The organism is Arenibacter hampyeongensis, assembly GCF_002909255.1.
Lineage (GTDB): Bacteria > Bacteroidota > Bacteroidia > Flavobacteriales > Flavobacteriaceae > Arenibacter > Arenibacter hampyeongensis.
The window spans coordinates 383,820-405,834 of sequence record NZ_PIOB01000004.1 but is presented as its reverse complement, the minus strand read 5'-3'; the positions used below and the strand labels follow the sequence as shown (position 1 = coordinate 405,834).

20 protein-coding genes are annotated in these 22,015 nt (G+C 38.4%); 7 read left to right on the top strand and 13 right to left on the bottom strand.

Annotated elements, in window-relative coordinates; all coding sequences use genetic code 11:
* Positions 1 to 482 precede the first annotated feature (482 nt).
* Together CWD91_RS12600 and CWD91_RS12595 are read left to right on the top strand one after the other, a co-directional pair.
* Positions 483 to 2,510, top strand: a complete 2,028-nt coding sequence (locus CWD91_RS12600; protein ID WP_103441301.1) for an NADPH-dependent 2,4-dienoyl-CoA reductase — start codon at positions 483 to 485, stop codon at positions 2,508 to 2,510.
* 38 nt (positions 2,511 to 2,548) lie between these two features.
* A complete protein-coding gene (locus CWD91_RS12595) occupies positions 2,549 to 3,193 on the top strand; it encodes a thiamine phosphate synthase (protein WP_103441300.1) in 645 nt (214 codons plus the stop codon).
* A gap of 284 nt (positions 3,194 to 3,477) precedes the next feature.
* On the opposite strand, the gene CWD91_RS12590 is transcribed toward CWD91_RS12595, so the two are convergent.
* The 4 genes from CWD91_RS12590 to CWD91_RS12575 all read right to left on the bottom strand — a co-directional run bounded on the left by CWD91_RS12590 (position 3,478) and on the right by CWD91_RS12575 (position 8,561).
* The gene (locus CWD91_RS12590; protein WP_103441299.1) at positions 3,478 to 5,682 is read right to left on the bottom strand and encodes a hypothetical protein; all 2,205 of its coding nucleotides are present in this window, start codon (positions 5,680 to 5,682) and stop codon (positions 3,478 to 3,480) included.
* 546 nt (positions 5,683 to 6,228) lie between these two features.
* A complete protein-coding gene (locus CWD91_RS12585) occupies positions 6,229 to 6,786 on the bottom strand; it encodes a porin family protein (RefSeq protein ID WP_103441298.1) in 558 nt (185 codons plus the stop codon).
* Positions 6,787 to 7,224: 438 nt separating this feature from the next.
* Complete coding sequence (locus CWD91_RS12580) at positions 7,225 to 7,638, bottom strand: c-type cytochrome (RefSeq protein ID WP_103441297.1); 414 nt, start codon at positions 7,636 to 7,638, stop codon at positions 7,225 to 7,227.
* 380 nt (positions 7,639 to 8,018) lie between these two features.
* Positions 8,019 to 8,561, bottom strand: a complete 543-nt coding sequence (locus CWD91_RS12575; protein WP_103441296.1) for a globin family protein — start codon at positions 8,559 to 8,561, stop codon at positions 8,019 to 8,021.
* Between the two features lie 368 nt (positions 8,562 to 8,929).
* Between CWD91_RS12575 and CWD91_RS12570 the strand changes: the two genes are divergently transcribed.
* The 3 genes from CWD91_RS12570 to CWD91_RS12560 all read left to right on the top strand — a co-directional run bounded on the left by CWD91_RS12570 (position 8,930) and on the right by CWD91_RS12560 (position 12,169).
* The gene (locus CWD91_RS12570) at positions 8,930 to 9,790 is read left to right on the top strand and encodes a sigma-70 family RNA polymerase sigma factor (protein WP_103441295.1); all 861 of its coding nucleotides are present in this window, start codon (positions 8,930 to 8,932) and stop codon (positions 9,788 to 9,790) included.
* Between the two features lie 169 nt (positions 9,791 to 9,959).
* Positions 9,960 to 11,429 (top strand): flavin monoamine oxidase family protein, encoded by a 1,470-nt coding sequence (locus CWD91_RS12565; protein WP_239985759.1) that lies wholly within the window; start codon positions 9,960 to 9,962, stop codon positions 11,427 to 11,429.
* Between the two features lie 11 nt (positions 11,430 to 11,440).
* Positions 11,441 to 12,169 (top strand): c-type cytochrome, encoded by a 729-nt coding sequence (locus CWD91_RS12560; RefSeq protein WP_103441293.1) that lies wholly within the window; start codon positions 11,441 to 11,443, stop codon positions 12,167 to 12,169.
* 87 nt (positions 12,170 to 12,256) lie between these two features.
* On the opposite strand, the gene CWD91_RS12555 is transcribed toward CWD91_RS12560, so the two are convergent.
* Positions 12,257 to 14,284, bottom strand: a complete 2,028-nt coding sequence (locus tag CWD91_RS12555) for a M13 family metallopeptidase (RefSeq protein ID WP_103441292.1) — start codon at positions 14,282 to 14,284, stop codon at positions 12,257 to 12,259.
* Positions 14,285 to 14,565: 281 nt separating this feature from the next.
* On the opposite strand from CWD91_RS12555, the gene CWD91_RS12550 reads away from it, so the two are divergent.
* Positions 14,566 to 14,817 carry a hypothetical protein gene (locus CWD91_RS12550; protein WP_103441291.1) on the top strand — a complete coding sequence of 84 codons (252 nt, stop codon included), beginning with the start codon at positions 14,566 to 14,568 and terminating at the stop codon, positions 14,815 to 14,817.
* On the opposite strand, the gene CWD91_RS12545 is transcribed toward CWD91_RS12550, so the two are convergent.
* Positions 14,809 to 16,188 carry a transglutaminase-like domain-containing protein gene (locus tag CWD91_RS12545; protein WP_103441290.1) on the bottom strand — a complete coding sequence of 460 codons (1,380 nt, stop codon included), beginning with the start codon at positions 16,186 to 16,188 and terminating at the stop codon, positions 14,809 to 14,811. The two genes, CWD91_RS12550 and CWD91_RS12545, sit on opposite strands and share 9 nt — an antisense overlap.
* A 257-nt stretch (positions 16,189 to 16,445) precedes the next feature.
* On the opposite strand from CWD91_RS12545, the gene CWD91_RS12540 reads away from it, so the two are divergent.
* Positions 16,446 to 17,348 carry a DUF6268 family outer membrane beta-barrel protein gene (locus CWD91_RS12540; protein WP_103441289.1) on the top strand — a complete coding sequence of 301 codons (903 nt, stop codon included), beginning with the start codon at positions 16,446 to 16,448 and terminating at the stop codon, positions 17,346 to 17,348.
* A gap of 9 nt (positions 17,349 to 17,357) precedes the next feature.
* Here the strand turns inward: CWD91_RS12540 and CWD91_RS12535 are convergent, their stop codons facing one another.
* From CWD91_RS12535 to CWD91_RS12505, 7 genes are all read right to left on the bottom strand, one after another.
* Positions 17,358 to 18,413, bottom strand: coding sequence for an NAD(P)-dependent alcohol dehydrogenase (locus tag CWD91_RS12535; RefSeq protein WP_103441288.1), 1,056 nt, complete (start codon positions 18,411 to 18,413; stop codon positions 17,358 to 17,360).
* Positions 18,414 to 18,687: 274 nt separating this feature from the next.
* Positions 18,688 to 18,930 carry a cold-shock protein gene (locus CWD91_RS12530; RefSeq protein WP_262923142.1) on the bottom strand — a complete coding sequence of 81 codons (243 nt, stop codon included), beginning with the start codon at positions 18,928 to 18,930 and terminating at the stop codon, positions 18,688 to 18,690.
* A 37-nt stretch (positions 18,931 to 18,967) separates the two neighbouring features.
* Positions 18,968 to 19,930 carry a fatty acid desaturase family protein gene (locus tag CWD91_RS12525; RefSeq protein WP_103441441.1) on the bottom strand — a complete coding sequence of 321 codons (963 nt, stop codon included), beginning with the start codon at positions 19,928 to 19,930 and terminating at the stop codon, positions 18,968 to 18,970.
* 429 nt (positions 19,931 to 20,359) lie between these two features.
* A complete protein-coding gene (locus CWD91_RS12520; protein WP_103441287.1) occupies positions 20,360 to 20,815 on the bottom strand; it encodes a GNAT family N-acetyltransferase in 456 nt (151 codons plus the stop codon).
* 20 nt (positions 20,816 to 20,835) lie between these two features.
* On the bottom strand, positions 20,836 to 21,231 hold the full coding sequence (locus CWD91_RS12515; protein WP_103441286.1) for a hypothetical protein: 396 nt from the start codon (positions 21,229 to 21,231) through the stop codon (positions 20,836 to 20,838).
* Between the two features lie 4 nt (positions 21,232 to 21,235).
* Positions 21,236 to 21,529, bottom strand: a complete 294-nt coding sequence (locus CWD91_RS12510) for a hypothetical protein (protein WP_103441285.1) — start codon at positions 21,527 to 21,529, stop codon at positions 21,236 to 21,238.
* Positions 21,530 to 21,534: 5 nt separating this feature from the next.
* Positions 21,535 to 21,879 (bottom strand): 5-carboxymethyl-2-hydroxymuconate Delta-isomerase, encoded by a 345-nt coding sequence (locus tag CWD91_RS12505; protein ID WP_103441284.1) that lies wholly within the window; start codon positions 21,877 to 21,879, stop codon positions 21,535 to 21,537.
* Between the last annotated feature and the right edge of the window lie 136 nt (positions 21,880 to 22,015).

Genomic DNA, 22,015 nt, shown 5'->3' with positions numbered 1-22,015 from the left:
AAAATAAGATTACTTCTTTTGAAGTTAGATAAATTCCAATCCATTCCCCTACTCTTTGGGTAATAAAAAAAGTAATCCTTTGAAATTGCCAAAGAAACATATGGGGAAGAAATTTTTTCAAGAAATTGTAGAAACAACAAGGCCCTTAGAGTTTTGAACGAGCTGATGTGGCTGGTAAATCTTCGGGCCAACGCGCCAATTTGCCAGCAAATTCAAATTTGAACACAAACCATAATTTTAATATTCCTTACAAAAGACCTTAATTTTAAAATTTGCGAATTATGAGCTGCCAATAAATACAGCTGTGCTAGCCAACCTGCATTATCCACTATTGACGTGCTACACATAGCAAAACAACCAATCGCCAGGTACCGCTATTCCCTATAGCCTTTCCATAGCAGTACTACGCTAAATTTTAGCGCAGCCAAAAAAAACCGTATATTGTAACTTGTTATGCATGCATAGTAAAAATATCGAGAGCAATGACCAAATACAAACATATTTTTGAACCGCTGGATTTAGGATTTACATCCCTTAAAAACCGAATTATAATGGGTTCCATGCATACGGGATTGGAAGAGGAAAAAAATGGCTTTAAAAAAATAGCCACCTATTATGCGGAACGTGCAAAAGGTGGCGTTGGTTTAATTGTTTCCGGTGGCATTGCACCAAACGTACAAGGCTGGACAGGACCCTTTTCGGCACGGATGAGCACTAAAAAACACGCAAGACATCATAAAGTAATTACAGATGCAGTGCATAAGGAAGGGGGTAAAATATGTATGCAAATATTACATGCCGGACGGTACGGGTATCATCCATTTGCCGTTGCTCCTTCTGCTATAAAATCGCCTATTAGCCCCTTTAAACCTTTTAAACTTAAACCATCTGGCATTAAACGTACCATACGCGACTTTGTTAACTCGGCCAAACTATCAAAATTAGCAGGTTATGACGGTGTGGAAATTATGGGGTCCGAAGGGTATCTGATCAACCAATTTATTACGGAAAGAACAAATAAGCGTACCGATGGTTACGGTGGAAGCTATGAAAACCGAATGCGTTTGCCCATAGAGCTGGTAAAGCAAACCCGTGAAGCCGTTGGAAAGGAGTTTATTATCATCTATCGTTTATCCATGTTGGATCTGGTAGAAAAAGGAAGTACATGGCAAGAAGTGGTGGCCTTGGGCAAAGAGATTGAAAAAGCGGGAGCTACCATTATAAATACAGGTATTGGTTGGCACGAAGCACGTATACCTACCATTGCAACTTCGGTACCAAGGGCAGCCTTTACTTGGGTTACCAAAAAAATGAAAGAGGAACTTTCCATTCCCTTGGTTACTTCCAACAGAATAAATATGCCGGAAACGGCTGAAAAGGTATTGGCAGAAGGTCATGCAGACCTGATCTCCATGGCACGGCCATTTTTAGCGGACCCTGAATGGGTAAATAAAGCGGAAGCCAATAAAGCGGACGAAATAAATACCTGTATTGGCTGTAATCAAGCGTGTTTAGACCACGTATTTAAACGAAAAGTAGCCAGTTGCTTGGTAAACCCAAGGGCATGTCATGAAACGGAACTAAATTATCTCCCAACGGAAAAAAAGAAAAAAATTGCTGTGGTAGGCGCCGGACCTGCAGGTTTGGCCGCGGCAACCGTAGCAGCACAACGGGGACATGAGGTTACCCTTTTTGATGCCGATAAAGAAATAGGAGGACAATTCAACATGGCGAAGCAAATTCCCGGCAAAGAAGAATTTTATGAAACCATTCGGTATTTTAATACCCAATTGGCATTACATAAGGTAACCGTAAAATTAAATACTCTGGTAGATGCCGAGTATTTAAAAAATGGCAGTTTTGACGAGGTAATCGTTGCTACAGGAATTAAACCAAGAACCCCAAGAATTGAGGGAATTGATCATCCCAAAGTTTTAAACTATATTGATGTTTTAAAGTTAAAAAAACCAGTTGGCAAGCGTGTTGCCGTTATTGGTGGTGGAGGAATTGGTTTTGATGTGTCGGAATATTTAGCACACGAAGGTGAAAGCACCTCATTAAATATCGATGCTTGGTTAAAGGAATGGGGAATAGATAAAACAATGAAGGCCAGGAGTGGAACCGAAGGTGTAACGCCAGTAGTTCCTCCATCACCAAGGGAAATCTTTATGTTTAAGCGTAGTAAGGGTAAATTTGGTGGCAACTTAGGTAAAACTACGGGTTGGATTCATCGTACTAGCTTAAAAAATAAAAAAGTACAGTTTATCAACCAGGTGCAATACACCAAAATTGATGATGACGGCCTGCATTATGTTCAAAAGGAAGCACAAAAAGTATTGGCAGTGGATAACGTTATCATTTGTGCAGGCCAAGTGCCATTAGCAGCATTGGTAGCCCCTTTGGAAGCAAATGGTATAAAAGTGCATGTGGTTGGCGGTGCAGATGTTGCTGTTGAATTGGATGCAAAACGCGCCATTAATCAGGCCAGTAGATTGGCGGCTTCAATTTAAAGAGGAAAAAATGAATATTCGATTACAAAAACCAAGGCATGATCATACCTAAACTACATTATATATCCCAGGGAAATTCACCAACAGCGCATTTGGAAAACATACAAAAAGCCTGTACCTCCGGAATAGAATTAGTGCAATTGGACTTAAATAGTGTTTCAGATAAAAAAATGCTGAAATTGGCACAAGAGGCTAGAGAGATCACCTCTCATTTTCAAACCAGATTAATTATTAACGACCATTGTAAAATAGCAAAAGAAGTTAAGGCAGATGGGGTCTTTTTAGAACAAAAAGTTGCCGACCCTACCCAAGCTAGAAAACAGTTGTTTAATTGGCAAATGATAGGTGGTGTGGCAAATACCCTGCAAGATTGTGAAGCATTGATTGCCAAAGAAGTGGATTATATTTGTTTAGGCCCGTTTAGGTCTGCACACCCCAAAAACAATTTAGGTCGATCTATAGGTTTAAACGGTTACACTGCAATTACGGATATCTTAAAAACCGACACCCCTATTATTGGAGTTGGAGGTATAACCCTGGCAGATGTTGCCGCCATATTGGAAGTGGGTATTACTGGACTTGCAGTCTCGGGAGAAATTTCCCAAAATTTTGATCATATAAAAACCTTCAACCAATTACTGAATGCCTCTTCAACGGAAGAGCAGCGCTATACCTTTGAATAGCATAAGAACGATATTTTATACTTGGATGATTAAGTTATGGCAAGCAATACCTGCACCTGACAAAAAGCTAGGTGACACTCCCCTCCCGCTGTTCACTCGTTTAATACGCTTTTCTTTAGAGCCATAAGTTTAAAAGATTGGGAATCTATGAAATTTTGAGCGATCTAGGGTGTTGGCAAATGTAAAGGAGAAAAACCTATCCACCCACCTCCCGATTGCCATCTAAATCCGCAAAAAAAAAGGGAAGCCAACCAAGCTCCCCTTTTTTATAACAGATCATTACCTTACTCCCCCTGCGGTGCACTGATGGCATCCACATATCTACCCGCCCAATAAGGCAACAAGTAGATATAGGGGGCATATTCCCGTTTGCCATCACTTCCCCCATTGTTTCGATAGGCCCCATTGTGCAAATGAAGTGTCCTCTCGTCACCCGGCAACACTTCGGTATAGGTCTGACTTCTAAAATTTGGTTCTATTTTCGTAAGGTCTTTACGGTGCTCATTATCTATTTTCCAATCGATAAGATCCATAGGAAACTCCCGTAACCACCATGCGGATTCTTCACTATCTATATTTTTTCCGCCAGAAAGTGCAAAAAGATAATTCCATAGAGGATTTTTCTCAGAGCGTTCTACTTCCCAATGGCTTTTTACAGAATTAAAATGAGCTTCTTTCTGTTCTTCCGAAAAGGAAAAATTAACAAATCCGGGAATGGTCAAGAAATACATTTCATCATCGGAATGGTTCCATTTATCGCTTAGATCCTCCCCATCCACATAACCAATAACCGTGGCCGGTCTGTTGGCATTCTCATCATAGCCATATTTTTTTATCAACTTTTCGGCCCCTTTTTTATATTTTTTATCTTTTGTAAAATGATAGGCCGTTTGGAGGAAAGACAGAATAAGTGTCGAATTCAATCGACGATCCCCTACATTGATAGGGAAGCTATTTACATATTCTGGATTCCATTTTCCCCAAGCGGTCGGCTTTCCATTCCAATCCATTAGGTACCAATCGTTATCCATAATATGGTCCATCTCTATTTTTATTTGATGTATCGCCCTATCTCTCCACGCCTTATCGGGTGCCAATTCAGCAAAAAGTGCATAAACGAAAAAATGCCCACAAGATTCATCGCTGCTTGTAGTGGACTTCCATCGCCAAAGTTCATCATCGGACAACTGCCAAATCCTTCCATTTTCTTTTTCATATTTCTCTCTCCATTCTTCAGAAAATCCGTTGGCATGTAGTCCCACTTCATAGCCGTCCCTTTCAAAAGACCTTGCCGGAAACCCTTTTAAATTAGGAAGCGAAGTCATCCGCTCCATTGCCTCAAAGGCTTCGTAGGCATTTTGCTTGGCGTCTTCAGACTTGGTAACGGCATAACGAAATAGCTCACCTGCCAAATACATGGATGTCCAAAGTCCATCATTATCGGTATCATGAAAGTAGCCCGTAGAAAGGTCTCCCGGAGTTCTCATGGCCAGATCTGAAGTAAAACCGTACCGTATATGTCGCAACCGCTGAATTTCTTGAAAATAGTCCGCTTTTTGAGCTAGTGTCATGGGTACAAAGTCGATTTTGCTCATTCCCTTTTGGGTCAGGACCAAAACACTTTTGTCCGGACCTTCTGCCAGATCTACCACATGATCGTCTACCAGCCATCGCTTGGAAGCGTAATAATCGTATTTGCCATCTTCCCGTAGTTTAAAGGCTCCTTTGGTTGACCCGAACCATAGACTGCCACGGATATTTTTTACACTTGTAATTTCTGTCCAAGGCAGTTTTTGGTCCAAATTATTTAAGGTAAATGTTTTGCGGTCCAAAATCTGTATCCCATTGGTAGAACCCAGGACGATGGTGTCTTCATACAAACTGATTGCCGTTAAATTATTGGCTTCATATACCTTTTTTGCTGTTTTTAACACATTATCCACTTGGTACAATCCCTCTGCAGTCAAAACCAAAAATTGATTGGAATTGGGATCATGCTGTATGGATATTGGATTTAGGTTATTGATGGAGGACCTCCATACTTCTTGGTTTTCCTTAAAAACAACAAAGTCGCCTTCTCCTGCTATCAGGGTCAAAAAGTCGGGACCAATACCCATGGCCTTAGGAGACTTTATATTATGGTTGATAAATAGCTTGCCCGCCCAGGCATTGCTCAGTACCGCCTTGTCCGTCAAATAAACAAATTGGCCTTGGTGCTCGGTCATTTTAACAATGCTCATGTCGATCAAGGGTCGATACTGTACATCTTGTCGAATTTCTTTTTCATGTGGGAGCATTAGCCCTTGGCTCGAAAGTACTTTAATGGCTTTATTTCGATCACTGGCAATTTGAAGCAAATCCACATTCCCCAATCCCTCTTCCAAAGAGAACTTTTCAGCCTTATCCTGAAGAAACGCCTCATCGGCGACCGTTTGTGCCGTGGTCGCCAATCCTACTATTAAACAAAAACCTAAGAATAATTTTTTCATAACTTATATCAATTATTGAATCGATAAAACTAAATGTAAGTAAGCTAAGTTGTATCACTATTCTTGATGAATACCTATAGTATTTTAACCTAAGTGATTTTTAACATTTGGAAAGTTAGGATGAAAAATTTATCGGTGTTTCAGGTGTGTTACAAAAAATCAACCAAGTGGTTATATCAAATTACATAGATATACTGTTATTTTGGTATGATTATATTGAAGATGGTCTTCCATGAACAATGTATTCTGACGACTATCATATTGTTTTGAACAATAAAGGCCTATCAGAAAACAGGCTAATATTCTATGTATTTAAATCGAAAATGAAGGCGTCAAGAAGAAGGTCGTATACAAACTCATTGATGCACTAAATAGTCAATTTGAACATAAAGGCATGAATTCAACTTTTATTTCTTGTGGCCCAATAAGAAATAACTCCATGGGTCGTACATTAGGCTAAAGCAAAAAAAAATGGCTCTACAGTCTATAAATACAGAACTGAAAAAGAGCCAATATAGGTGGTCCAAAAATATAAACTGGACCGTTTTAAAAGAAGAAGTAGCCTACAGAAACCTGAAATACCCCATTCCTGAATTTATCCGAAGTACCATTTAAATCATTAATATTGGATAATCCCAAATCATATCGCGCACCAAAGTTTAGTCCGTTGTCCAGTTTATATCCCAACCCTAGATTTACACCAAAATCTAGGGTTTTAAAATTATCCTTTACGTTTACATCTTCATATTTGGCAGATAATAAAAATCCAATTTGTGGACCAGCTTCCACACTAAAACCTTTTGTTATATAATATTTTCCCATTAATGGAAGATTCATATAATTTAAAGCAACTACATCTTCCCCTATGCTATAACCTTGGATAGAATACATTATTTCTGGTTGAAAAGACAGTTTCTCGCTAAATGGCATTTCGGCGACAACACCAAAATTAACTAGGCTGGTTATAGGGTCAAGGTTTCCTGTATTGTCTCCATAAATTGAGGCAAAGTTAATTCCTACTTTAGCACCGAGGTGAATCTCTTGGGAATGAACATTTGCCAATCCAAAAACTGTAATTGCCGTAACAAGTAATAATTTATTCATTGTTTAAATTTAAATTTTTCAAAACAAAAGAATAGCTTTTAATCTGTCCGGTCATTTTTTTACAATCACTTTAACGTTTTTAACCGATTTTAACTAATTTTTGGAAATACAGATTGTGGGTCAGTGCAAAAGTTTAAATTCACTTGGATTCTATAACTTTATAGAAGTTTACAAATTCCATGAATAAGCTCGATTTATTCAATACCGTCTTGAGAAGCGGCATGAATTCTAATGATTGAGAGTCTTTAATTTTATTAGTGACTAGGTGGGGCGGAAAATTTCGGAATTATGTAGAATGAGAATTATTCTATTTATGAATGGCCCGATCTGTTGGCGAATCAAAAAAATACTAATTACTCTTATTTTCTGTAAACATTCTGTTGTTGGTACAATATACCGTCCTATGAACTGCAACTTAAAAATAGGTGTTTCAGCATACTAATCTGGATTCAATTCATCTACATGCAACATATAGGTAGCAATTGTTTTTAATTCCTCATCGGAGATGTTTTGTAAAAATCCATCAATGTTGGCCTGCATAATCGCCACTTGACTAGCTGTGGTATCTACTAGTGGTTTTGTCCCACCTCTTAAAAATGCCACTATATTCCCATTTTTCTCTTTATAAACCTTCATTATTTTCTTGACCGAAGGCCCTACTTTTTGCCCATTGATATCATGACAGGTAATACATGTTTTCTCTGAAAACAATCTATTTCCAAGAAAAATTTGAGAGTCCATGCTCAATTCCCCACGTTTGGGTACAGTATTTTCCTTAACGTTATTAGATTTCTTATCCTCATTACAGCTGGATACTATTAGAAATAGAATGAAAAATGAAATTGGGCGCATAGTGTTTGATTTTTAAGCAATGGTGCTAATAAATATAGTATTATGTATTCCATTCTACAAACATTTAAAAATGCTAGTTATTTGTTCTTTAGAGGATTACATACACCTCACAAAAAAATTCGGCGGCACTTCCCTACCAATTATTTGACTTCGATCAGTAATGGCTGTGGCTTGCCAGATAAGTTTTTACTCTCATTTTATTAATTACCATCCTCCCCCCTATCTACAACATACTTTCAGTTAGGCATATGGAACATATGGACACAAGCCATCGGCACACCGAAAATCATGCTCAAAGACCAAGCTATCCTGATTTTCTACCAAGTGTCATGAACAAAATCAAAAGTGGTAAAACGAGTCAAAAACATAAATTTAGCGCATTATTTCTTCATGGTAATGGTACCGCTCCAGTTGTGATGGGAATTTGGATCTAGACTGCTGTTGTAATCGTTGGATATTCCACCGCCTCTAGCTCCTTGGTATCTACCTGTTCCACCAAGTATTTCAAAGGGATCTTGCCAATATGAAGTTACATGTTCAGGATGATCATCCAATCTACCTGGTATAACATTTCCGGCGATTGAAACAAAAAGAGTATCTCCCTTCACTGTTACCATATAAGCATCGGTTTGCCCATATCCATCTGGTCCAACACAGAAATCAAAGTTCCCTGTAAAATTTCCTAAAGGAGTTCCACTGCCCTCGAAATCAACAATAACTCGAGTAATGTCACATTTGGGCTCTAGGCCTGTAGATTCTTCATCATCAGGTCCGACATACCTATAATCGCCAATAAATTCGGCCTCGAATGGCACAGTAACGAATTTAGTCTTGTGACGTCCAAAAAAATCATCATAGTGGGTACAGGACACGGTCATGGCAATAACAGCCATCAAGAGTAGAATTTGCTTAATAGTTTTCATAGTTAATAGTTTTAAATTAATAAAGTATTTGGGAAGGAGTCCATTAAACTAAAAAACTACACTCAACCACACAATGATCTAAATCAGTTAATAAGCTGATAGATGGTAGCGGCAAGAAAAGTGCAAAATACGCTAAAGCACCCATTCACTTAACCTCCAAGATTTGAAGTAGCTATATTCTTTTCTTTCAAGGGAGAAGAAGTTTCAATGCGTTATTCCTTGATTTATCCAAAATTCCGTTATTAACCTCAAAAAAATGCTTGTTTTAATAAATTTTTTAAATAAAAATCAAAGAAATAGCTATTTTATTAGGAATTCTTCAATATAATCGTATATTGATAGAAAGAATTATTAATTAAAACAAATATATGAGGCAACTTAAGATCACGAAACAAATTACAAACAGAGACACAAAATCCTTAGAAAAGTACTTTCAAGAAATATCAAAAATTGATTTGATAACAGCAGATGAGGAGGTGGAACTGGCCAGAAGAATACGTGAAGGTGATCAGATTGCCCTTAATAAATTAGTAAATGCCAACTTACGTTTTGTAGTATCCGCTGCAAAACAATATCAAGGAAACGGTTTACGGCTTTCCGATCTGATCAACGAAGGAAATATTGGATTGGTCAAAGCAGCCAAACGATTTGACGAAACCCGTGGTTTTAAATTTATATCCTATGCGGTTTGGTGGGTACGCCAATCTATATTACAGGCGATGTCCGAACAATCACGTATGGTCCGATTGCCCTTGAACAAAATTGGTGAAATCAGTAAAATAAATAGGGTATACTCTTCGTTGGAACAGACCTATCAGAGGCCGCCTATTGCAGCCGAAATTGCAAGGGAACTTGATATGAGTTCAACGCAGGTTAAACTTGCCATTAAAAATTCTGGAAAGCATTTGTCTATGGACGCACCTTTTGAAGAAGGGGAATCTTCCAATTTATACAATGTAATAAAATCGAAGGAAACGAACAGTCCTGATGCCAAAATGATGAAAGACTCCCTTAGAATGGATATTGAACAAGTATTGAAAACACTTCCAAGTAGGGAAAGTGAAATAATTCGTCTCTACTATGGTATAGGACAACGAACCCCTAAGAGTCTGGGCGAAATTGGCGAACTCTTTGATGTTACCAGGGAGCGCGTAAGGCAGATTAGAGAAAAAGCGATTCGAATTCTACAAAACAAATCACGTAACAAAATTTTAAAAGCATATTTATAAGATTTTATAGACGATATATATTGAGTATTAAGGCCGACTTCCCTAAAGTCGGCTTTTACTTGTCCTAGATACCAAGTATTTATTGAGGAGGATTAGATACGGCAGCTTGAAAAAAGTTCGTATATTCATTACTGCCAAAGTATCCCTTCCAAGTTCTAATACACATTTTATGAGCCAGCTAAAAAGAAGAACTTTTATGAAAAATATGGTCACCGCAGGAGTTGGTGCCACTGTATTGCCCATCAGTTCATTAAACGCTAATAATATAGAGGAGGAGTTAGCCTCAGATTGGACTAAACCCTCGGCAACTTCAAAAAAAATAATTATTGGGGGTGCAGGAATTGGTGGTTTATGCTGTGCATATGAACTAATGAAAAAGGGTCATGAGGTTGTTGTTTTGGAAGCATCGGGTAGACATGGCGGGCATGTGTATACCACGCGGGATGAATTGTCCGACGGACTTTATGGAGATTTTGGGCAGGAACATATTGTTAAACCCGGTTATGAAAGATATTGGGCATACCTTGAGGAATTCAATATTACAGCACTTCCCTACCCTAGGAGAAAAAATTTAAAACGAAGGATCAATGGAAAGTTCTATACCGAACAAATGCTCCAGGATCCTGCACTATTGAAGGGTTTTGGATTCAACAAAAGAGAAATAAGCTATTTATCTACCCATCCTTGGTCCGATTTAAAGTTGCTTTATACCAAGCCATACTTGGATGCCTTCATAGATGAATACCAACCCTTCAATGTTGGGTATGATGCATTGGACAATATACCCATGTCGGATATTTATAAAAAAGAAGGTGCTTCCCCGGCTGCCTTGGGTTTTTTGGGAGGAAATAACTCTTCCGCACTTTATGAATTGTGGTATGCTGCCATCTTAAAAATGAGGGGCGTTGCCACCTACCCCACCGAGGTTTTTAGATTAAAAGGAGGGAACCAAATGTTACCGAACGCCTTTGCCAAAAAATTGGGATCCAGAGTTTGGCTTAATTGCCCCATTTCCGCAATAACTAACGGAGAAACAGGGGTAACCGTTACGTATGAACGGCAAAAAGAGGTGAAAGAAATTACCGGTGATTATTTTGTGAATTGCATTCCGCTGCCAACCCTTAAAAATATCCCCATACAACCTGCATTAACTGATAAAAAACAATATATCAACGAAAATATCACCTATGATTCTTACCAACGGTTTGTATTTCAGGCCAGCTCCAAGTTTTGGGAAGATGACGGTTTCAAGGATATTAACATGAGTCTGGACCATCCAGATCTCTGGGAAGTATGGCAATCTGCCGAAGAAGTTGATACCCATCGTGTAATCGTACTAGGGACAGGACCGGGAGGAGTTTCGCCCCAACGAGCACTGGCAGCTTTTCGCGAAGTCTATCCAGGAAAAGGGGATTCGATCGAATTGGCTGTTGGTCGGGATTGGACCAAGCAAAAATATTCGCCCAATTGTGAAAGAACCGCCTTTCCTATCGGAGCGCTTAGTAAATTTTGGCCCCATATCATAGAACCTGAAGGACGCATCCATTTTGCAGGTGCCTATGCAGATAACCTTAATTGGGGTACAGAAGCCGCTACTAGATCGGCTAACCGGGTTGCAGAAACAATAGACAAGCTCTAATCCCTGAATGGATGCGACAAAATATTATTACTGATGTTATTGTTTGTGTTTTCTTTTATTTCCTCTTGGGTTTTTCATCATTTCAATTACAAGAAAACAACCCTCCAGAAATTAGGATAAAAGTACCTTTTGCCAACAGTACTTTTGGTTGGAACTCCATTCTACCTTATGAAATTCAGGTTTTGGATGATGAGGATGGCAATTCGGAATACGATGAAATTAACCCTAACGAGGTGCTTTTAGTCGTAAAATATTTGCAGGATTCATCCCAGGTTAAATCCTATTTGCAGCTTGAGGCCAATACCAATTATAAGCCATTGGTCCAGATGGGTAATTCAACCTGCTTTAATTGCCACAAAGCTAAAGGAACATTAATAGGTCCATCGTTTGAACGTATTGCAGCCAAATACGATAATGACCAAAAGGTTGTAGAATCCCTAGCTGAAAAAATAATAACTGGGAGCACTTCCAATTGGGGAGATGAGAAAATGCCCCCCCATCCAGATTTGATGGCTGGGCAAGTCCAAGAAATGGTACGATGGATTTTGGCCAATAATTTAGATTCCAATAAAAATTATCTAGCGGGACTTAAGGGCACCATAAAAACGAAGGAGCAAGCAGTGCCTGTTTCAGAAAAAGGTGTCATTGTTTTGACAGCAATGTACAGTGATCATGGTTCAAATAGTCAAAGACACAATAGCAAACAGGCCCGGAATACACTTATATTAAAAAGCGACTAACTCGTGTTGGAACAAAAGCCAATACCTCAACATGCTGTCTAAATAAAATAATCCACTGGATAATTTTAATTGCACCCAAATTACCCCTTACCAAATCTTGATCCTTTCGGATTCAGGTTTAAAATTGTTTTCTCCGTTTTTAACATCAAAGGCCTCGTAAAATGGAGTAAAGTTCATTAAGGGCCCATTAACACGCCACATGGGGGGTGAATGTGGGTCGGTAGCTACATAATTGCGTAAAAATTCATCTCGCATTTTAACACGCCATATACGTGCAATAGATAGAAAGAAACGTTGGTCTGGAGTAAAGCCGCCAATTTTTGTGGTGTCCCGCCCTTGGGCTGTCAATTTAAAAGCATCATAGGCAATGGCAATACCACCGTTATCCGCTGTGTTTTCACCCACCGTTAAGGCTCCTTTGAGGTGCACGCTATCCAATACCGTAAAATCACTATACTGGTCAATAATTTGTTGCGTTTTTGCTTTAAATTTCGTGTAATCGTCTTCCGTCCACCAATTGGACACATTTCCATTTTTGTCGTACTGCGCACCTTGGTCATCGAAGGCATGGGTAAATTCATGGCCAATCACCATCCCAATCCCTCCGTAATTAACGGCATCGTCAGCATACAGATCAAAATAAGGAGATTGCAGTATTCCAGCTGGAAATACAATTTCGTTCAAGGATGGGTTATAATAGGCTGTTACCGTGGACGGAGTGGTATGCCACTGATCCCTATTGGGCGCTTTATTTAAATCCGCCAGTTCATACTGGTATTCGTCTTGACGTAAGGCAACTACATTTTCAAAAAACTTCCCTCTATCTATTTCCACTTCATAGGTTCTCCATACGTCCGGATATCCTATTTTTTTGTTTATGGCGTAGAGTTTGTCCTTGGCCTTAAGCTTAGTGCTATCGCTCATCCAATCCAGCTGCTCTATTCGTTTTTCCAATGTTTTCTGAAAATTATTGACCAGGTCCAGTGCCCGCTTTTTGGCATCTTCATTAAAGTATCGCTTTACATACAATTGCCCGAGGGCAAAACCTATTTGCTGGTCTACACTACGTGTCATTATTAGTTTTCGCGGTTGTTGTTGGGACTGGCCGGATAATACCTTTGAATATTCAAAGGCTGCATTTTGAAAAGGGGTACTTAAAATATTGTCATGGGAACCTATTGAGTTGGCCTTTAAAAATACCTTCCAATCCCTTAACGGAATAGAAGTCAACATAGCGTTTAAGGTTTCGTAATATGCCGGCTGACCAACGTCTACCGAATCCACATCGGCACCTAAATTTTTTAACATAGTTTTCCAGCCAATATTACTTTGGGTCTTGTCCAAACCGGCAACAGATAATTTATGGTAGTTCTCCTTTACCACTCTTCTTTCCACTCGAGTTTTATGGGATTCTGCCAATTGTTTTTCGATGGCATACACTGTTTCTGCCTGTTGTTCGGCAGAGGCGTTGCCAACCAATTCAAACACAGTGGCAAGGTAGGTTTTATAGGCTTCTTGAATCTTTTTTACCGAAGGGTCTTCTCCGAAATAATAATCCCGATCTGGCAGGCCCAAGCCTGTTTGCGTAAAATGCAAAATATTGATACTGCTGTTTTTTTGATCGGGAGAGATGTAAGGAGCAATAAAAGAATAGTCGCCCGATTTTATCTGGTCGGCAACAAACTCCATCATCATGGGAATATCTTTAATGGCATCTATCCTTTCTAAAATTGGTACTATGGGAGTTACCCCCCTTAGGTCTATCCCGATGGTATCCATTCCGGAAGCGTAAAAATCGCCCACTTGTTGTTCAATACTACCTTTGGCATGATTCCCGTTGGATACTTCATCCAGGATGTTTTGCAATAATTCCTGTTGTGGAATATTTAAAAATCGATAAGACCCTACTCCCACTTGGTCTTCAGCAATAACAGCTTCATCATACCATGTTTTATTAACGTGGTCGAAGAAATTATCCCCGGGTTTTATTCCTTGCGAAATACCCTCAAAAACTACGGTTTTATTTTCTGCTTGAAGATTATTTTTATTGGAAGTCTCATTTTTACAGGAAATAATCAGAAAGGCCAGAAGTGGTAAGAAGACAAATTTTTTCATCTGTAGACAATATGTTTTCTCAAATATAAGCATTATTTATAGTTGGGATTATACCGGATATTGAGGGTTGAATAGCCAGCTCATTAAAGTTACCCTCCGGTACTCCCGGACAAATGGTGGCAAAGGATATGATTAATATTCTTAAAGAATTAAGGAATAATAGTCAGGCTTAGGATAAATTTAAGGGAATTGACGAGGTTAGGGCAAAATTGGTTATCTTTAATGAAATCAAGGGTTTAACACCACAACCTTGATTACTTACTAATAAAATTATAAATATTATGAGCCGCATAAAAGAACTTAAATATTTTACTTTGGCAATGCTCCTATTTGGCTTTGTTACGGCCGGGACATTGAGCTCCTGCAGGGAACAAAAAAAGGAGGAAAAGACTGAACAACAGGAAGATCATATGATGGAGGAAGGTGAGGTTCATGAAGAACATCCTACTAATGGCGCGGACGAACATCCTAAGAAGGAAGGGGATGAACATCCAAAAAGTGACGAACACCCTAAGGATTCGGTATCAGAATAGACTTACCACATTTTTTGAGGTTTCTTTTCCAATTTTCCTGTTAAACCAAAAAAATGTTTTTGGGAAGGCTGGATTTTTTCCAACTTCCATGACCGGGTAGGCCAAAAAGTTGATCGGGCCGGATTGTGGACCGGGTTCAACTTGAAGGTCCCGCCCTCGACTGAATTCGATTCGATTTGCAGGATGACGTCCAAAATAGTAAGTAGCGAGGGCCGTGTATTTATTGGCTTCACTAATATCTACAGGCCACCATTTACCCTCTGCATAAAATTCTGCCCAACAGTGATAGCCATCTATACCACCTTCGTCCCGATCTGATGGGATGGAAGCCCCAACGGCAAATCTGGAAGGTATTCCCGCGGATCTGGCCAGTGAAATGAACAAAGAATGGAATTCGGTACAGTTGCCACTAAGTGCATCACAGGCGTAAACAGCATCACCCGTGCCGTATTTTCCCGCCTTTATGTAACGCATATTATCTATTACATAATCGTACAAGGCCCTTGCCTCCATAATGCTTCCTTCGCTACTTTTTTGTGCAATAATGGAATCTGCCAGGATTTGAAATCGGTCACCTACTGGCATCAGTAAATTGGCATTGAGATATCTTGTTGGTGAGGCTTCTTCTTCATAGGGGCTTTTCTCCTGCCTTACTACGTCGTATACCAGTTCTATTTTTCTTCCACTATGTTCAGGCGAAAGTTCCATGTACAAAATAGAATTGCCGTGGTATTTCTCATCAAGTATCCGATGTTCCACGGGCGTTTCTATGGTCCGTAACACTATCGATTGAAAGCGATCGCTCTGTGGAACGGGAATCCATATTCTTGCCGATTCCTTCATTTCCGGAAGGGTAACCTCATAATGAAATTCAAATTTATCCTCCCCTTCTATGACTCCAAGCAGATCTGAGGTTGCGTTTAAAACAGGCATTCTATACCACGTCTTATCCTTGCGCTGTTTCCATGTATAAAAGGGTTTGCCATTAAGTTTGTGCAAGGTAGTTTCGGTAACGGACATACTGCCAGGATCTCCGTCCAAGAAAAAATCCACGTCATATACATCCCCGCTAATATCGGCCAGATCAACACAGGCAAAATGCCGTTGCGGGCCTAAATTGGATAGGTATTCGGTATGTACTCGTACCAATTGCAATTTAAGTTCCTTTCCACCTGCAGACATATTAAAATATCCGCCCCCCTCTTCCACCTTTTTGGCTATATTGGCCTTAATGCCGGACTCAATATCTGCCGTAACCACCTTGGGAAGGTTTTTAGCTGCATATTTTTCTTCCTTTTTTTGCTTTGTCCCGGAATTGCATGCCATCATCACCGAAAATAAAAATGCAAAGATAATCCGAGAGTCATTCATGTGGGATAAGTTTAAGGTTTCTATGAATTTACGATATTTCCTTGGTTCTTCCAATACGGGTAGGTATCCTGAAGCCTGATCGGCAAACTTAACATCTCATTTCAGACACATATCTTTTTAATATTGACCAGGCAAAAATGATTATCGAATCACCTCGGATATATTTTAATTGTTATTTGCCGCAAAAAGATTGCCGATATAAAAAATGTTCAACCATTGGAATTGCGTACATTACAAGGGGTTATAAAAATATAAAAATGAAGCTTGTTTTGTTTGGATTATTTTGTAGTGTTTTGTTTCAAGGATTCTCCCAAAACTACTTTGACATTATTAATTTAACCTATACCAATACCCCACCTGCCGATTTTGAAATAACAAATGAACACACCACCGTTCAAGAATTGGCCTTAGAACTTAACTTTCCCGTTATAATTAATGAGAAAACAATTGTGCTTACCGGGCTTGTCGCAAATAGGACACAAGTGAAGTTAGATGCAAATATGCCCAGATCCAGCTTGAATGTCTTAGGGTTTAATTTTGGTGTCAATAGAACTTTTGACGATAAATGGTCCGCTACGTTTATGGCCTTTTCTAAAATTGCATCCGATAAAATAAGGCTCTCCAATGATAACCTTCAATTTGGATTTTTATCATTACTCACAAATAAAAAACGCGATGATCTAAAATTTAGATATGGGCTTTATGCCAATACCGAAAAATACGGATTGATAGTAGTTCCTATTTTGGGTTTATATTATATGAGTGATAATAAGAAATTTGAAGCGAATCTAAATTTACCTATTATTGGGGACGTCACTTATAAATTATATGAAAAAGCTTGGGTCGGGATGCGGTTCGATGGCCTGGGTACTACTTACAATTTAAATAATCAAAGCTATAGCCCCAATGGGGCGTATGTTTCTAAAACTTCCAATGAATTGGTTAGCTATTTCCGATTTAAGTTAAGTAAATCGATATATATAGATACTAAATTAGGCTATGCGATCAGTAGAAATTATAAAGTTTTCGATGCTAATGACAAAATAGATCTGGCGGTAAGTTCATTTTATATTGGCGATAATAGAACCCAATTAAATGAACGCTTTAAAGATGGTGCTATTTTTAAGATGGAGCTGTTTTATAGGCTTCACTTTGATTAAGGACTTACCTTAAGCTTTAAGTGATTTCATGTCAATTACAAACCGATAATGTACATCACTTTTTAGCATTCGATCATAGGCTTTATTAATTTCTTGAATTTTAATTACCTCTATATCCGAAGTAATATTGTGCTTTCCACAAAAATCCAATAATTCTTGCGTTTCTGCGATTCCACCAATTAAGGATCCCGCAACCGATCTGCGTCCCATAATCAAAGGCACGGTCACCAACATTGGGTCCAAGGGTCCCAAATAACCAACGACAACCAAGGTGCCATTGGTGGTTAAGGTCCCAATATACGGATTCAAATCATGTGCATAGGGAACGGTGTCTATTATAACATCAAAATGTACCATAACGCTTGCCATTTGCTCTTCATCTGTTGAAATGATCACCTGATCTGCACCTAAAGCCAATCCATCTTTCACTTTGTTTGGGGACCTTGAAAACAAAGTTACGTGTGCACCGAGGGCATCAGCCAATTTTATAGCCATATGGCCCAAACCTCCAAGACCAACAACAGCCACTTTGCTATTTATCCCAACCTTCCAATGTCTTAAGGGAGACCAGGTGGTAATGCCAGCACATAATACCGGTGCTACACCTGCTTGATCTAGATTTTTAGGCACACGAAGTACAAATTCTTCATCGACAACAATGGTTTCTGAATAACCCCCATGGGTAGGCGAATCCATATGCTTATCGTAACCGCCATAAGTACCAACCCATTGCGGACAATATTGTTCCAAATCATCTTTACAATTATCACAGCTTCCACAAGAATCTACTAAACAGCCTACAGCTACCAAATCGCCCACTTTATACTTAGACACTCCTGGACCAACCTTTGATACGGTTCCTACAATTTCATGCCCGGGCACCACAGGATATTGTGTCATGCCCCAATCGTTGCGTGCGAAATGTAGATCGGAATGGCATACACCACAATAAAGGATATCTATTTCCACATCTTTGGAAGTCACGGACCTTCTGTTAATATTCAAGGGTTTTAAATCCGCTTCAGCAGAGGCAGTTCCGTAGGCTTTTACAATTTTAGATTCCATAATAGTGGGATATTAGATCAATGGTTGGATGATTCTTAAATGAACAAAACATATTTAACAATATACAGTATATAGTTCCCCTGCCGTTCACAAATGGCTTGTACAATTATAGTTTAGGTAAACTGTAAATTTTAGCCCTTGGTTCACTATTGCGCTACAGGAATTATTTCTTGGTCAGGGGATGGCACATTTTCTTGATATTACTTAAAATAAGAAAACAAAAAAACCATCTATCAAGATGGTTATTCCTAAATACAATTTTGAATTGAATGTATTACTTCGTACGTACGTTTACGGCACATAACCCTTTGTCACCTTTTTCTATTTCAAATGTTACCTGGTCGTTTTTTTTGATCTTGCCAACAACATTTGATGCGTGTACAAAGAATTCTTCATCAGAATCCTTAAGGCTTATAAAACCAAATTTCTTGGTTTTATTGTAAAACTTTACCGTTCCTTCTTTAATTCCACTTCCTTTATTAATATTCAATAATTTATAAAAAAATTGTTTGATCATTATTCCTTAATTTTTTTCAAATTTATGCTTATTTATCTTATATAGCAATTACTTCTTCCTTCTTTCCCAACAAGCGCAACATCTTCATATGGTCCCAAATCGCAAGAACGATCGATTTTTTGACATGATAGGGCATTCCGAATTCTTTGGCTGTTTCGGATACGATCTTCGTTAATTTTTTGTAATGCACATGGCATACATCAGGTAGTACATGGTGCTCTACTTGGTAATTCAACCCACCTATGAGCCAAAATATAAGATTGCTGTTCGGAGAAAAATTACTAGTGGTGGCGAATTGATGTCCATACCAATTATCATTTATTACACCTTGATCGTCAGGTAGCGGAAACTCGTTGACCGGCATAATATGTGCAATCTGAAAAACGATGCTCACCAATAGGCCCGTCACAAAATGCATACTTAAGAATGCCAGTAAAATAACCCACCATGAAAAAGGCAACATAATCATCGGAAGTATCAGCGCATAGGAATAATAAAACACTTTCCATGCCGTCATACTGATCAATTTCTTTACATATTCGTGTTTTTTATCCAAAAACCCCATGTTTTTATAGCGCTTTAAGCGCACAAAATCCTTGGTGGTAATCCAGGATAAGGTTGATATGCCATAAAAAAACCATATATAAATGTGCTGATATTGGTGTATCCAATAGTGCTTGGCATGTGGTGAGAACCTCAGAAAAAATGGTGCATTAAGATCATCGTCTGCATGGTCAATATTGGTATAGGTATGATGCAGAACATTGTGCTGTATTTTCCAAACAGTTGCATTGGCCCCTATTAGATTGAAGGAATAACCTAACAGCGTATTAATTCTTTTATTTTTTGAATATGAACCATGGATCGCGTCATGCATAACGCCCATGCCAATTCCTGCCATTCCCAATCCACTTAATATATACAGCGAAAAAAGCAACCAAACAGTTGTGGCAAGACCTGATGCCAGTATTATTAAGGGGAGAAAAAATAAGGCCAACATTATTACCGTTTTCACCACCATAGTGGCATTGGCATTTCGACTTTTATTGTGGGTTTTAAAATAGGTGTTTACCCTTTTTCTTAACGTTTTGGAAAAGCTGGGGTTAATGTCTCTTGAAAATTTTGGATTGACTCTGATATTTCTTTTTATTTGATTAATGCTTCTTTAAAAGCAGTATATCATTCCAATTAGGAGAAGTGTTATAGGAGAAGTGTTACTTATTGCTTAACCCACTTAACATTATATTGAAGCGAAGTAACCAAATACACTTTATAGACTCAACTACATCTATTAAAAAAAATGAAGAAAGCAAAAGATTGATTAAAATGGTAAGAAATTAAAAAAAGAAGAGCTGTCTAAATACTGAATATTCCAAAAGTAGGTTAAATTGGCGTTGGTCTTTAAAAAAGCATGTTAAATAATTGATGATCAATCCAAATGCATCTTCATCCCTTCATGGCTGTTCTTAAAACCAAGTTTTGTATAAAAAGCTATGGCCTTTGGCCTTTTCTTATCTGTAGTTAATTGAAGCAGATGGGCATTTCTTTCCTTTGCTCTCTTTATGGCCCATTCAAACATTTTGGTTCCTAATCCTGATCCCCTTTGATCCATTCTTATTCGCACCCCTTCAATCTGCCCTCTTACCCCTCCACGATACGTAAGGTATTGGATAAAGGATAATTGTAAGGTTCCTATCACCTCACCAGCTTCATTTTCAACAACTATAAGTTCCTGATTATCATCGCAGTCTATATTTTCAAAGGCCTTATAATATTCATTGGGCAACGGTATATTGAAATTTTCCCGCGTTTTTCCCAAATCGTCATCGGCAATCATTTTTACAATCTCCAAAACGTCATTTTTTGTAGCTTTTCTGAACCTCATTTCTATTTAAGTTTTCTTCTCTATGTCCTCTTTAATTTATTAAATATTAAACTATACAACAAACCAACAAATGCGATACCAAATCCAAAGACGCCTATATTAACTCCCAATAATGTTTTTTCACTTCCATCCATAAACCTCATAGAACCCCCATAAGATTCCTGTAAGCCAAAAGCCAATAAGAAGCCCCCTGTTACCAATAAACTTAATATGCCACTGATATTGGTTTCATTCTTAACCCAAACCAACCACAGGCATAACATTCCAATACTCGAATTCGTAATTAACTGCCATACTTCATGAATTCTAACATGGGGAGTCCAATTTGGATTGAAAACATGGGTTGCATTTATTTCCAAAAAAGGAACCACAATGGCATAAAGAAGGATACTGAAGGTAATTATTGATTTTCTCATGGGATTATAAGCTATCGTACAATTTTTCAGTGGCCTTTTTGAGATCAGCACTTGGTAGAAACTGATCTGCTAAAGTAAGTATGGCATTCATATTATCACGCAATCTATCTGATTCAATATCACCTGGTCTGATAGCTGTCTGCAATAAATGTAGTGCCATATCCGCCAGAAGCATACGCTGTTTTTCCAACCACTCCATATCGCCTATTTTGGCGGGATTATTCAAATAACTAGTTTCAACTTGACTATGCAACTTCCAACTAGTATCCAATATTTTTAATTTCTGCTCTTTATTCATCTTTTCTAAATCATAGGTTTATTAAAATAAGTTGCCTCTTCAAAATCTCGGATGTTCATGGATAGAATCTGAACTTCCGGAAACATTTGCTTTAATTTGGTTACCAATGTTTTTGATAACATAGACTTTTGATGTACCGTTCTCCCTTCCATAATATTGGCGAATATGTGAACAAAATCATTCTTAGTGTTCCCTATATTGTAATACTTAAATGGATTGATCCTCACCTTTATGTCTCCAGGGTCAAAAAGTTCTGTAGACTCGGCGGCATCATATACATTTTGCATAATCTCCTGAGGTGACTTTAATGAAATAATGTTTTCCGAACAATCTATAATAAAATGTGGCATAGGTTTAAATTTTTGAATTATTCTTTTTAGTTTTTATCTCCTGTCTGCTTTAAGATATATTTATTTTACTAAAGCAGATAGTTGCTGGTCCAACCTATAGGATTGTTTTCAACCGATATTAATTGTTGATATCTAC